The following is a 13,015-nucleotide window of genomic DNA, read 5'->3' as shown; positions in this document are numbered from 1 at the left end:
CAGACAGCAGTCACGTCGCCTTCGCCGCGTCCGCTGGCGTCGTCCTAGCTTGGTGGCCGTTTTAAAGCACCGAGCGGCCGAGACTTAGGGCTCCTTCCACGTCGCCCGGAATATCCTCGACCAACATGGAAATCGCAGCACTGATTTCGATCGCGACCATGGCTTGTTCGGTCACATTGCTGTCGGCGGCATGTTTGACAAGCAGCATGCCATATTCTTCGCTTTCGGCCTTGAGCCTTTCCGCTGCAGCCAATGGGTCAGCCTCCAAAAAGCAGCGATCTATAGCCAGACGCCTGACCAGCCATTCAATTGCGCAAAGCCGATCATGTCCCTCTGGAAATCCTACCATGTTTCACGCCCCCCTGGCTCAGGTCTTTCTTCTGGCTCCAGGGAACTCAAGTGGCGAAATGGCGGCATCTCTGGGACCGAACGTGATGTCTACCCAATCGTCATCCTCTGGATGACTGTCGACGAATTCGATCTTCGTGATTGTTCTGCCTTCACTGACGAATTGGGCAAACATCTCGTGCACATACTCCTTGATTACGGTCTCCTGTTCAGGCTAACCACATCCTAGGCAGCGGCGCCGCCAATACCAGCCAGCAGCCTTCTCGGCGTCGAAGGCCGCCTTTTCAAAGATGCCCTGTTTCCCGTACCAAATCACCGTGTAGGCCATTGCGAAAACGCTCCCTCGGCAGGCTAGCTGAAGCCCGGTTGACGCGGCCCGCAGCGGCCCAAGGAACGCCGGCCCTAAACGATTGTTCCCCATCCGCCAGAGGCGCGGGCTTTTCCCGAAAAGTTGGAAGGGGTCGTTTATTTCTTCGGCGTCTGGGGTGGCGATAGCGTGACATAAGGTGTCCTCGGCTCCTTGCCGGGCTCCCGGTAAAACGGGGCCAGCTCGCCGGGTGGTCCGAGCGACTTGATGTAGAGATAGATGGAACGCAAGTCGCTTTCGCTCATGGCTTTGACTTGGTACCAGGGCATCGGAGGCAGATTGACCTTGTTCTTGAGGTGGTCGACCCATTTGTCCTCGTTAAAGCCCATCGCCGAGTCCCTGAGGTTTGCTGCGTAGGTCGTCCCCCATGGACCCTGCCAGCCAATGGAAGAGCCTTTCAATGCTTTCTCCGGGTCGATTTTCCCATCGGCTTCACGGTATCCTTCCGTGTGGCAGAAATGGCAGCCGCCTATGATCGAAATATACAAACCGCGTTCGATGGAAGCCTCGTCTGCCGCCAGTAGGCTGGATGGCACGATGCACAGAGCAACGGCTGCACACAGATCGATTGTTCGCATATTCCGCCGCCCTCCCCATGACTGAAACCCGATAGGTGAATAGCGGCCCGACAGTCTCTCGGGGTGACCTACTAGCTGCCTGGCCTCACCGGCTCTGTCACTGCCGGCTGGCATAATATTAGCAGTTTCTTATAGGACCGCTCGTGCTAATTTTGGAGGCGAACGAACCGCTGCAACCAGGAGAACTTATCTCCACAGGAACGCTGACCGAAGCAATGCCGGTCAGGGCAGGGGACGTATGGAGCGCAAGGTTTGGCGGAATTCCGGTGTCGCCCATAAAGTTGAGGATAGAATAGCTCAGACCGAGCACCCCAGGCTACTTCTCCGTTAGACTTCTTATAACGAAGAGCCGATCAGGCACTGTGTCCCCCCTAAGCCAATGTTGCTACGCTTGGGCGGGAGCGCAGCACTCGATAATCGTCCAGCCGCGAGCCGCAAGTGTCTCGACCTCCCCTCGCCGAATGTATCCTTGCGCATCGCCAGAGACAGCAAGTGGGTCGGCGGGTCAGTGCGACATAATGGAGCTTGAGGCGCCAGAGCATGCGGGGGTCTTTGAAGACCTGCCTGCCCCTGCGGTTTTTCGAAGATCCGCCCGATTTCGTGCCTAGCAACCACTGTTGAGCTCGCTCAGGTGGTGGTTGTGGGGAGCACGAAGGCCTGATCACCTGCGCCTGGCGACCCCTAGCGGTCATTCGATCCAAGCAAGATCAATTCTTGCCTCGGGATGGGCACGGCCGCCATGTTTCAACGTCTGACGACAGCCGTACTTCCCCTAACAATCAGCCTGATGGCGAGTTCGCGATGTCTCAGATGCAGTCGCTGCGACGGCGATGCCAAGATATAGTCGGCGGCAATCCGACCCATGTCGCGCGCGGGCACCTCCAGTGTAGTCAGTTCCGGCGAGGTCAGTTCCGCAATCTCCAGATTGTCGAACCCGACAACCGAGACCTCCTCCGGGACTGCGATGCCTTCGGCGCGGCAGTATTTGATGGCGCCGGCGGCCAAGATATCACTGCCGCAGAATACCGCGGTCGGTCTTCTGGCGCCGTCCATCAGCCGCTGCATGCAGGTGCGGCCGTCATCCAGTCTGTAGGCTCCCTCCACGACCGGAACCAAGCCTCGATCGATGCCTGACCGTTCGAGTTCATTCAAGAAACCGTCGCGGCGTCCTGCAGCGCGATCATTGTCCTGGGTGATGCCGGCGATCATCCCGAATTTGGTGTGGCCGAGGTCGAGCAGGTAACGGGCGGCTGTCCGTCCGGCCTTTTCGTTGTCGAACCCCACGGCCGCACCCGCCTCTGTCGCCTTTGACGTGTAAGTGTACACATAGTTGATGCGCTTCTGTTCGAACATGGCCAGAGTGGCTGGCCGATGCGTTGACCCGACAAGAACCACAGATTCGACGCCGCGCTCGACCAGCAGACGTGCCTGCTCGTATTCAAGATCGATGTCGTAGCCCGAGGTGTTGATGATGAGCGAAACGTCTTTTTCGGAGAGCCGCGCCTGAAGTCCATCGACCATCGTGGCATAGATGGCGTGGTCCAATGTGGGGATGATCGCGCCGACCAACCTTGTCCGGGTCGACCGCAGAGCTCTGGCGGAACCATTGGGCACGTAGCCGAGATCGCGCGCCGCCCGGACAACACGGTCCCGCACGACCTCGTTCACGTTGGGGTTGCCATTGAGCACGCGGGAGACGGTAGCCGGCGAACAGTTCGCAAGCCTGGCCACATCAATCAGCTTTGCGCCGCCATCCTCGATATCCATTGAGCCTCGAATCCGACGGTTTTCGAGAAACCGTTTTCCTGATGACACACTTCTTTTCTGAAGGCTACACCATCTTTCTTTGAGAAAGCGTTTCAAATTAGGCTTGACAGCTATAAGAAAAGGCGTGAAAACGATTTCACAAATGCGCAACTTATAGCGCAGAACCAAGGGAAGAGAAATGCTCAGCGGCATCAAAGTCGTCAGCTTCTGCCATTTTCTGCAGGGTCCTGCAGGCGCCCAATATCTCGCCGACATGGGAGCGGATGTCGTCAAGGTCGAACCTATCGATGGCGCCCATGAACGCCGCTGGTCGGGTGCTGACGTTTACGTGGAAGGAGTCAGCGGCTTCTATCTCTGCGCCAACCGCAACAAGCGCTCCATCGGCATTGATCTGAAGAGCACCGAGGGCAAGCAAGTCGCCCGACGTCTGATCGCCGGCGCCGATGTGGTGATGGAGAATTTCCGGCCGGGCGTGTTCGCCAAGCTCGGCTTTGACGATGATGCACTCCGGGACATCAATCCCAATCTGATTTTCGCCTCGGCGAGCGGTTTTGGCGCAACAGGCCCGATGGCGACGAAGCCCGGCCAGGATCTTCTCGCCCAGGCGCGTTCCGGCCTAATGAGCGTCACCGGAACTCCGGAACGTGGCCCCACGCCGGTCGGTGCGGCGATCGTCGACCAACATGGCGGGGCATTGCTGGCGATGGGCATTCTGGGTGCGCTGGTGCGCCGCTTGCGGGATGGCAAGGGGACTCGTGTCGAGGCAAGCCTGATCAACTCGGCGATCGACCTGCAGGGCGAGGCGCTGGTCAATTACTTCGCCGGCGGCATGACCCGCGAGGTGCTCAACCGCGAGGCGAATCTGGCGACGTGGTTCCATGCCGCGCCCTACGGTGTCTATCCTGCCTCCGATGGCCATGTGGTGGTGTCGCTTTGCGATTCTTCCGTGCTGGCCGAAGCGCTCGACAGCGACGGTCTGCGCGAGGTAGTCGGTGTCGACCGCTACGTCGAACGCGATGACTATGCTCGCCGGCTCGCCAGTGCCACGGCCCGGTTCGCGGTGGCCGAACTCGCCGAGCGCTTTGACCGCCATGGCATCTGGTGGGCGCCCATCAATTACTATGACGATCTGCTGGCCGACGCGCAGCTCAGCCACGCGCAAGTGTTCCGGCAGGTGAACGTGCGTGGCCGAACGATCCACCTGGTCAACCATCCCAACCGCTACGACGGCGAGGTGCCCGCGCTGCGATACCTCGCTTTGGAGATCGGCGAGCACACGCGCGAGATCCTGGATGAGCTTGGCTATGCCGATGACGAGGTTCAGCGGCTGCTGGCGTCGAAGGCCGTGATCGCATCCCGCGAAAAGGACGATGCAGTGGCAAGGAAGGCTTCGTGATGCTGGAACAGGTCTCCCCGGCTGCAATCGGTGTTGCTGTGCCCGAGCACGCAGCCTCCATCAACCGCGGACTTGCCATTGTGACGGGTGGCCGTCGCGGCATCGGCCGAGCCATCTGTTGTGAACTCGCGCAGGCGGGTTTCGATATCGCTGTGGTCGACATAGTCGACGATGAGAATGCCAGCGAGACAGTCAACCTTGCCCGCACGCACGGACGAAATGCCGCCTTTTATCGCAAGGACATATCCGAGACCTCGGACAATGCGGCGTTGATAGAGCGCATTGAAGCCGATCTGGGGGCAACCACGTGCCTGGTCAACAACGCCGGCGTCCAGGTTTCCGTGCGCGGCGATCTTCTCGATGTTACCGAGGAGAGCTTCGACCGGCTGGTCGGCATCAATCTGCGCGGCACGTTCTTCTTCACCCAGGCCGTAGCGCGCGCGATGATTTCCCAGCCGCAAGCCCGGCTCGAACGCTCGGTGGTGACGATCACCTCTGCTAACGCAGGCTTGGTCTCGCCGGAAAAGGGGCCGTACTGCATATCCAAGGCCGGACTGTCGATGGCTTCCCAGCAGTTCGCCATTCGTCTGGCGGACGCAGGCATCCGAGTGCACGAGATTCGCCCAGGCCTGATCCAGACCGATATGACCGCCGATGTCTACGATAAGTATTCGGGGCAGGTCGAGGCCGGACAACTCTCGGCAATCAGGCGGTGGGGGCAGCCCGAAGACATCGCCCGCGGCGTGGCGACGTTGGCCATTGGCGGCATGCCCTTCAGCACCGGGGACATCTACCACATCGGCGGCGGCATGCAGATGCATCGCCTGTGAGCTTTTTTTGAGGGATCGAGAAAACGATTTCTCGAATTGGGAGACGACGTGATGAAGGACGCAGTTCTCGAAATGCGCGGCATCCACAAGCGCTTTCCGGGTGTGTATGCGCTGAACAATGTCAGCTTCGCCGTCAGCAAGGGAAGCGTGCACGGCGTCATCGGTGAAAACGGGGCCGGCAAGTCGACATTGATGCGCGTCCTGTCTGGCGCGTTCTTGGCCAACGAAGGTGAAGTGGCCATCGACGGAGATGTGGTGGCGGCGCCGACGCCTGAGCGGATGCTCGAGCTCGGAATCGCGGTCATCTATCAGGAGCTTGCCCAGGCTCCGCATCTTACGGTGGCTGAAAATATTTTTCTCGGTCGCCTGCCGAAAACGCGTCTGGGCACGATCGACTGGCGCCGGGCGAAAGCCGCAGCTCAGGATGTGCTCGACAGGCTTGGCTTCCGTGTCGATCCGGCAGCGCGCATCGACACGATCAGTGTCGCGCAGCGCCAGATGGTCGAGATAGCCAAGGCGATTGCCCGCGAGGCTCGCATCGTGGTGCTCGATGAGCCGTCCGCTGTTCTCGGCGACTCCGAGCTTGAACATCTTTTCAAGACGATCCGGCGGCTGAGCAGCGAACACGGCGTCTCGTTCATCTACATCACCCATCGCCTCAAGGAGCTCTATGAGATTTGCGACGAGGTCACCGTGCTTCGGGATGGCCAGGTCGTTGCCTCGATGCCGCTTGGCCAGACGACCACGGCCGATCTCATCCGCCATATGGTCGGGCGCGAATTCAAGGACGTATTTCCACCGCGCTCGCAGCCCGGCGACGAGATCCGCTTAGACGTACGCAACCTATCGCGGAACGGCGTGCTGAAGGATATCTCCTTCAATGTCAGGCGCGGCGAAATCGTCGGCATCTGCGGTCTTGCCGGAGCGGGCCGGACCGAGGTGCTGCGCGCTATCGCCGGCGCCGATCCGATCGACGGCGGCGAGATCAGGATCGACGGCCAAGTGGTCGCTATCGACGGGCCGCGTCGGGCACTTGCGCATGGCGTCGGCCTGCTGCCCGAGGATCGCAAGACAGAGGGGCTGTTCCTCGACCAGTCGGTGGCATTTAACGTCACCGTTTCCCAGATGGCGCCGTTGACCCGCAGTGGCCTGATCAGTGGCTGGCGCGAGCACGAGGCTGTCTCCCTGTTCATCCAGCAGATGCGCATCAAGACGCCGAGCCCCAGCACCAAGGTCCGCACCTTGTCGGGCGGCAATCAGCAGAAATGCGGCATCGCCCGTCAACTGCATGCGGGAACGGAAATCCTGCTGGTCGACGAACCGACGCGCGGCGTCGACGTGGCAGCCAAGCGCGAAATCTACGACCTGCTCGCCGAACTGACATCCAAGCGCGGCGCAAGCGTCGTGATGGTCTCGTCGGAATTGCCGGAAATCCTTGGCCTCTGCAATCGCATCATCGTCATGCGCGAGGGCGCCATCTCGGCGGTTCTAGAAGGCGAGGACGCAACCGAGGAAACAATCATGGCCCATGCGGTTTGGCAGTGAGGAACGACATGAGCACGCGCAGCTATCACCAATTTATCGGCGGGCGGTTTGTCGATGGTTCGGGTTCCGGTTCGATCGAGCGCCGGTCGCCGGCCACAGGTGACGTGGTCGCCCGCTATGCCGATGGCACGCCCGAAGATGTCGATCTTGCCGTCGAGGCGGCGCGCATCGCCTTTGAGGAAGGGCCGTGGCCGCGTATGAGCGGCATGGAGCGCGCCGAGGTCCTGAACCGTCTTGCCGATCTGATCCGCACCAACCGCGACCGGCTGGTCAGGATTGAGGTCGAGGAGGTCGGCAAGCCAGTTCGTTTTGCGCGCGGCGATATTGATGGTGCAGCCGGCCTGACACGCTATGCAGCTTCGCTGGCCATGCAGATGGCGGGCCTGACCTACACGAACATCGGCGATGGCAAGACGGCGCTGATCAGCCGCGAGGCAGTGGGCGTCGTGGCGCTGGTCACGCCATGGAATTTCCCGGCGCTGATCCTGGCGCAGAAAGTCCCGTTCGCTCTGGCTGCCGGCTGCACTGTGGTGCTGAAGCCATCGGAGTTCACGTCAGGCTCAGCCTTCGAGATCGCCGCGCTGGCGAGCGAGGCCGGCGTGCCGGCCGGCGCCTTCAATGTCGTCAGCGGTTATGGCGCAACCGCCGGCGACCACCTGACCGGGCATGCGGGCATCGACTTCGTTTCCTTCACCGGTTCGACGCGCACCGGCAGCCGTGTGGTCGGCAACACGTCCCGTCATCTGGTCAAATCCTCGGTCGAACTGGGCGGCAAATCGGCCAATATCGTCTTTGCCGATGCGGATCTGGACGCCGCGGCGGACGGCGCGCTGATGGGCGTGTTCTTCAACAATGGTGAGTGCTGCGTTTCGGGTTCTCGGCTGTTCGTGCAGTCCGCCATCGCCGACGACTTCATCGCCAAGGTGGTCGCGCGCTCCCGCAAGATGAAGGTCGGCGATCCGTTCGACGACGACACGGATGTCGGCGCGCTGATTGATCGCAACCATCTGGCCAAGGTGACCGGCTTCGTCAAAAGCGGGATCGAGGAAGGCGCCCAACTGGTGCTCGGCGGAAACGCAGCGGCAGGGGCGGTCGGTCATTTTCACGAGGCGACCATTTTCGACCGGGTCGAACCGCATATGACCATCTTCCGCGAAGAGATCTTTGGCCCGGTGCTCAGCATCACACGGTTCGATACGGTGGATGACGCGGTGCGGTTGGCCAATGACACTGCCTATGGTCTGTCCAACTACATCTGGTCGAAGAATATCGACACAGTCCTGACCGTCGCCAAGCGGCTGAAAAGCGGCTGGGTGCAGGCCAACACAATCATTGACGGTGCGCCGCAGCTGCCGCTCACCGGGGTGAAGGGATCCGGCTTCGGCTACGAGATGGGCCAGGCGGGCTTTGAAGAGTTCACCCAACTCAAGACGCTTCTCATTCAGACCGGGCCGCGCGCTCCGGTGTTTCCGGTCTGAGGCGGGTGATGACCATTCCGCGCCTCATCGTCACCGATGTCGACCGCACCTTGCTGACGCATGACCATGCGTTGCCGCAGCGTGTGGCAGACGCGCTTCGCGAGGCGCGAGAGGCTGGCATCACGATTGTTCTGGCAACGGCGCGCTCGCCGCTCGGGGTAAAGCCCTATGCGGAGAAGCTTGGGATTGCAGGCCTCGCCATCTGCTTTAACGGTGGCTGGATCGGTAATGTCTCGACCGGCGTTGCGCTGTCCGAGCAGCGGATCGGTCGCACCGATGCGCTGTACACCATGGCCACGGCGCAAGCGGCGGGCGTTCGACCGATGTGGTTCACCGGCCAAGCCATTCACGCACTTGCCGAAGACCCGATCATCGCACGCGAAGCCGGCGTGACCGCAGAGCCTTTGATCGTGGCGAAGGCGCTCGAAGACCTACCGGGGGAACCGGGCAAGATCATGTGTGTCGCCGCGCTGCCCACAGACCGTGAAGCCTTTGGAGCTCTGCGCGTGCAGCTTGGCGGGTGCCTGTCGGTATCGGGTTCGCATCCACGTCTGCTCGAGATCGGTCCGCTCGGCATCTCCAAGAAGACTGCCATCGCGACCGTTGCGGCCGAACTCGGAATGGCGGCGCAGGACTGCGCCGCGGCCGGCGACGCCGAGAATGATCTCGAGATGCTGGCCTGGGCCGGAACGGCGGTCACGGTCGAAAACGCGGTCCCGGAAGCCAAGCGGCTCGCGCATTTCGTTGGACCATACTGCGACGAGGGCGGGCTGGCCGATGCGGTGGCCTGGCTGCTGCAACAGCAATCGACCCTCGCAATGGCGCACGAATCGGGAGGAAGGAATGGCTGAGATGACAACGGGACAGGGATTGGCGTCGATCCGGCCGGGGTCGGTGGGTCGGTTGCGAGGCTGGGCGCAAAGCCTTGGCCTGCTCTGGGTCCTGATCGTGTTGTGCGCCTTCGCGGTGTATCTGTCGCCGAGCTTCATCCAGACCGGCAACATGTTGAATGTCGGCCGCCAGGTCGCGCTGTTTGGCATCGTCAGCGTCGGCATGACCTTCGTCATTCTGACACGCGGCATCGATCTTTCCGTCGGTTCCATCGTCGGTGTCGTCGCGGTTGCCACCGCGCTGATGCTCTCATCTGGCGTTCCAATCCCGCTGGCGATGATTGCGGCGCTGGGGATGGGAGCCCTGTTCGGCGCCATCAACGGAGCTGGCGTCGTTTTCTTTGGCATGCCGCCCTTCATCATGACCCTCGGCACGCTGGTGATGGGGCGCGGCATTGCCATGACCATTGCCAACGGCGAGCCGAAGACGCTTGGCGATGCTTCGGATGCCTTCTCCTATCTGGGCAGCGGTTTTCTCTTCGGCATTCCCGTACCGATCTGGATCTTCGTTGCCATAGCCGCCGCGGCTTTCGTTGTCCTGCGACACACGCCTTTCGGTCGCCAGATCTACGCGGTCGGTTCAAACACCGAGGCGGCGCGGCTTGCCGGCATCAACGTGCCGCGCGTGCTGATGTCGGTCTATGCCATCTCCGGCGTGTTGTCGGCGCTGACCGCCCTGGTTTTCGTCTCGCGGCTGACCGTTGGTGAGCCCACCGCCGGCACCAATCTCGAACTCGAGGCCATCTCGATTGTCGTCATCGGCGGCACCAGCCTGTTTGGCGGCGAAGGCGGCGTCATCGGCACCGTGATCGGCGCCGCAATCATTGCTGTCATGGCTAATATATTGAATTTACTAGGCATATCGCCATTCACGCAGCAGATCGTGAAGGGCGCCATCATCATCGCCGCGGTGATGTTCGAGGTCTACCGTCACAAAAGACGGTCCTGACATCCATGCGCGGCAGCACTTGCCAGACGGGCCGGCCGTCGCGCTTTGGAGCCTGAAACGAAAAACAATGGAGGAGTGAAAAAATGACCAGTCGCAGACATTTCCTACGCACCACAGCACTTGCCGCCACCCTGGTACTTGGCGCCATGATGCCGGGCGCGGTCCTGGCTCAGGACAAGATCAAGATCGGCTTCAGCCAAGGCACCATGAACCATCCTTGGCGCGTCGCCATGGTGGAGGGCAACAAGAAGTACGCCGCTGAGCATTATCCGGATGTCGATCTCATCGTTACCGACGGCAACAACGATGCTTCCAAGCAGGTGGCAGACGTCGAAAGCCTGATAGCACAAGGCATCAAGGTGCTGATGATCTCGCCGCTGACCGAGCAGGCACTGACCCCGGTCGTCAAGGAAGCAATGGATGCCGGGATCAAGGTTGTGACTCTCGACCGCAAGGTCAACACGCCTGTGACTGTTCATGTCGGCGGCGAGAACCTGCCGCTCGGCGTTGGCGCGGGCGAATTCCTTGCCAAGAAACTGAATGGCAAGGGCAACATCATCGAGTTGCAGGGGACGGCTGGGGCATCGGCCACCATCGATCGCAACAAGGGGTTTGCGGAAGCGATCGCAAAGCACCCGGACATGAAGGTGGTCGCATCGCAGAACTGTGACTACACCCGCGACAAGGCGGTGAAGTTCATGGAAGACATGGTGCAGCGGTTTGGTCCAGGCCAGATCCAGGCGGTATACGCGCACAATGACGAAATGGCACTCGGCGCAATCCAGGTGCTGGAGGCCGCCGGCCGGCTCAATGAAGTGGCGGTGGTCGGTATCGACGGCCAGGAGACGGCTTTCGAGGCGGTCAAACAGGGCAAGCTCGCCGCAACCTTCGTTTATCCGTTCGTGGCGCCGGAAGGCATCGAGACCGCTTACAAGGTGGCCAAGGGTGAAGAGGTCCCGGAGACGATCACCTTGCCGACGGTTTCAGTGACCCCGGACAACATCGCCGACATGATCGGCAAGGGCTTCTAAGTCCTCCCTGGGCAACGGGACGCCGCACTGACGCGGCGTCCCGAATTTCAAATAGGATCTGAATGATGAGCGACAAGAAACCGTTTGCTGCCCACGGCGTCATTCCCGCGTGCCTGATGCCGTTCACCACCGATCTGGCTGTCGATGAGAGCGCATACCGCAAGCACCTCGCTGACGTCTCCTCGGTCGAAGGCATTTCCGGCATCACCATCAACGGTCATGCGGCCGAAGTGCACGCGCTCACCATCGACGAGCAATACCGCGCGATAGTGGTAACCAAGGATGTGTTGCAGGATCAGGTTCCGACCATTGTCGGTGTCTACACAAACTCCAGCCTCGAGGCCGCGCGCATCGCCGCTTATGCTGATCGGGCGGGTGCCGACGCGCTGCTGGTTTTCCCGCCGGACTTCATGACGCTCGGTGGGCATCTGCGCCCAGAGATGATCGTCGAGCATCTGAAGCGCATCACCGATGCTTCGAACCTTCCTATCATCCTGTTCCAGTATCCGCTGGCATCGAACCTTGCCTACCCGCTGCAGACATTGCTCGACCTCTGCCGTCGTTTTCCCTCGATCGTCGCGATCAAGGACCAGTGCGGCGATGGCAATTTGCATGAACGCCAGATCCGCGAATTGAAAGCGCTCGACCGTCCGGTCAACACCCTCACCACCCACAGCGCCTGGCTGCTCGGCTCGCTGGCGCTTGGCTGCGACGGGCTCTTGTCGGGCGCCGGCAGCGTCATCGCCAGCCTTCAGGTTGCGCTGTTTCGCGCCGTGCAGGCGAACGATCTCAAGACTGCCAAGGCGATCAATGACCGCATCTATCCGACGGTGCGGGCCTTTTATGACGCGCCGCTTCTCGATATGCACAATCGCATGAAAGAGGCGCTGGTGGTGCTCGGGCGACTGGACGAAGCTCACGTCCGGCCCCCACTGATGAAGCCAAACCCCGCCGAGATCGAGAAGATCCGGGGACTGCTGAATGCTGCCGGATTGAGCGCGGAGACGCTTTACAGGAAGGTCGCCTGATCGATGATGGACCGCCTCGTTCAGGCAGTGGAACCGGCGCCCGGCATCCGACTGCTGACGCTCAACCGGCCGGACAAGCTGAACGCGTTGTCCAAAGCGCTGCTGGCCGAATTGAGCCACCTGCTCTCTGGCTACGACGCCGACACGGAGGTCGGCTGCGTGGTGCTGACGGGTGCCGGTCGCGCCTTTGCGGCAGGCGCCGACATCTCTGACATGCTGGAACGCGGGGTCGCCTCCTATGCCGACCCGGAACGGCTGGCATGCTGGCGCGCCATTGAGGGCTTCACCAAGCCGATTATCGCCGCCGTGAATGGCTATGCGCTGGGCGGGGGGCTGGAGCTTGCGCTGCTGTGCGACATCGTCATTGCCTCGCAAGCAGCTCAATTCGCGACTCCTGAAATCAAGATCGGCTCGTTTCCCGGCGATGGCGGCACGCAGCGTCTGCCACGCCTCGTCGGCAAATCCTTTGCCATGCAGATGGTCCTGACCGGCGACATGGTCGATGCGAGCCTCGCCGAGCGCAAAGGATTGGTCAGCGAAGTCGTGGAGGCCGACAGGCTCCTGCCACGGGCGCTGGAGATCGCCGCTGCGATCGCCGCCAAGTCGGTTGCCATCACGCCCTATGCCAAGAAGGCCGTTCTGGCAGCATTCGAAACAGAACTGCAAAGCGGGCTCGAGATCGAGCATCGGCTGACTGTCGAGGCATTCGGCAAGGAGGACCGGATTGAAGGGCTGCGAGCCTTTGCCGAGAAACGGGCGCCGGCCTTCAGGGGCAAATAGGATTTAGGAGCAATGTCCGCGGTCGGGT

12 protein-coding genes are annotated in these 13,015 nt (G+C 61.2%); 9 read left to right on the top strand and 3 right to left on the bottom strand.

Translation table 11 applies throughout. The annotated features are described in order from the left end of the window. Window positions 1-61: 61 nt before the first annotated feature. The 3 genes from AC1D08_RS29825 to AC1D08_RS29815 all read right to left on the bottom strand — a co-directional run bounded on the left by AC1D08_RS29825 (window position 62) and on the right by AC1D08_RS29815 (window position 3,252). The gene (locus AC1D08_RS29825; protein WP_477226041.1) at window positions 62-253 is read right to left on the bottom strand and encodes a hypothetical protein; all 192 of its coding nucleotides are present in this window, start codon (window positions 251-253) and stop codon (window positions 62-64) included. Window positions 254-813: 560 nt separating this feature from the next. Beyond that, window positions 814-1,293, bottom strand: a complete 480-nt coding sequence (locus tag AC1D08_RS29820) for a hypothetical protein (protein WP_477226043.1) — start codon at window positions 1,291-1,293, stop codon at window positions 814-816. A gap of 744 nt (window positions 1,294-2,037) precedes the next feature. Then, entirely contained in the window at window positions 2,038-3,252 is a 1,215-nt protein-coding gene (locus tag AC1D08_RS29815) for a LacI family DNA-binding transcriptional regulator (RefSeq protein WP_477226044.1), read from the bottom strand. On the opposite strand from AC1D08_RS29815, the gene AC1D08_RS29810 reads away from it, so the two are divergent. The 9 genes from AC1D08_RS29810 to AC1D08_RS29770 all read left to right on the top strand — a co-directional run bounded on the left by AC1D08_RS29810 (window position 3,239) and on the right by AC1D08_RS29770 (window position 12,987). Further along, window positions 3,239-4,456, top strand: a complete 1,218-nt coding sequence (locus AC1D08_RS29810; protein ID WP_477304514.1) for a CaiB/BaiF CoA transferase family protein — start codon at window positions 3,239-3,241, stop codon at window positions 4,454-4,456. The two genes, AC1D08_RS29815 and AC1D08_RS29810, sit on opposite strands and share 14 nt — an antisense overlap. Further along, window positions 4,456-5,286: a 3-ketoacyl-ACP reductase gene (locus AC1D08_RS29805; RefSeq protein WP_477304830.1), complete on the top strand. Its 831-nt coding sequence runs from the start codon at window positions 4,456-4,458 to the stop codon at window positions 5,284-5,286. Before AC1D08_RS29810 ends, AC1D08_RS29805 begins: the two co-directional genes overlap by 1 nt. Window positions 5,287-5,337: 51 nt before the next feature. Then, window positions 5,338-6,831: a sugar ABC transporter ATP-binding protein gene (locus AC1D08_RS29800; protein ID WP_477304516.1), complete on the top strand. Its 1,494-nt coding sequence runs from the start codon at window positions 5,338-5,340 to the stop codon at window positions 6,829-6,831. Between the two features lie 8 nt (window positions 6,832-6,839). Further along, on the top strand, window positions 6,840-8,309 hold the full coding sequence (locus AC1D08_RS29795) for an aldehyde dehydrogenase family protein (protein ID WP_477304518.1): 1,470 nt from the start codon (window positions 6,840-6,842) through the stop codon (window positions 8,307-8,309). 8 nt (window positions 8,310-8,317) lie between these two features. Then, window positions 8,318-9,160 carry a Cof-type HAD-IIB family hydrolase gene (locus tag AC1D08_RS29790; protein WP_477304520.1) on the top strand — a complete coding sequence of 281 codons (843 nt, stop codon included), beginning with the start codon at window positions 8,318-8,320 and terminating at the stop codon, window positions 9,158-9,160. Then, complete coding sequence (locus AC1D08_RS29785; protein ID WP_477226049.1) at window positions 9,153-10,148, top strand: ABC transporter permease; 996 nt, start codon at window positions 9,153-9,155, stop codon at window positions 10,146-10,148. The genes AC1D08_RS29790 and AC1D08_RS29785 overlap by 8 nt, the downstream gene beginning before the upstream one ends. Before the next feature lie 83 nt (window positions 10,149-10,231). Beyond that, window positions 10,232-11,179 carry a substrate-binding domain-containing protein gene (locus AC1D08_RS29780; RefSeq protein WP_010909835.1) on the top strand — a complete coding sequence of 316 codons (948 nt, stop codon included), beginning with the start codon at window positions 10,232-10,234 and terminating at the stop codon, window positions 11,177-11,179. A 65-nt stretch (window positions 11,180-11,244) separates the two neighbouring features. Beyond that, window positions 11,245-12,207 carry a dihydrodipicolinate synthase family protein gene (locus AC1D08_RS29775; RefSeq protein WP_477304522.1) on the top strand — a complete coding sequence of 321 codons (963 nt, stop codon included), beginning with the start codon at window positions 11,245-11,247 and terminating at the stop codon, window positions 12,205-12,207. Window positions 12,208-12,210: 3 nt separating this feature from the next. Then, window positions 12,211-12,987: an enoyl-CoA hydratase-related protein gene (locus tag AC1D08_RS29770; RefSeq protein WP_477304524.1), complete on the top strand. Its 777-nt coding sequence runs from the start codon at window positions 12,211-12,213 to the stop codon at window positions 12,985-12,987. The last annotated feature ends 28 nt before the right edge of the window (window positions 12,988-13,015 follow it).

The organism is Mesorhizobium sp. P2_E6, from assembly GCF_056403835.1.
This window is presented reverse-complemented; position numbering and strand designations above follow the sequence as displayed.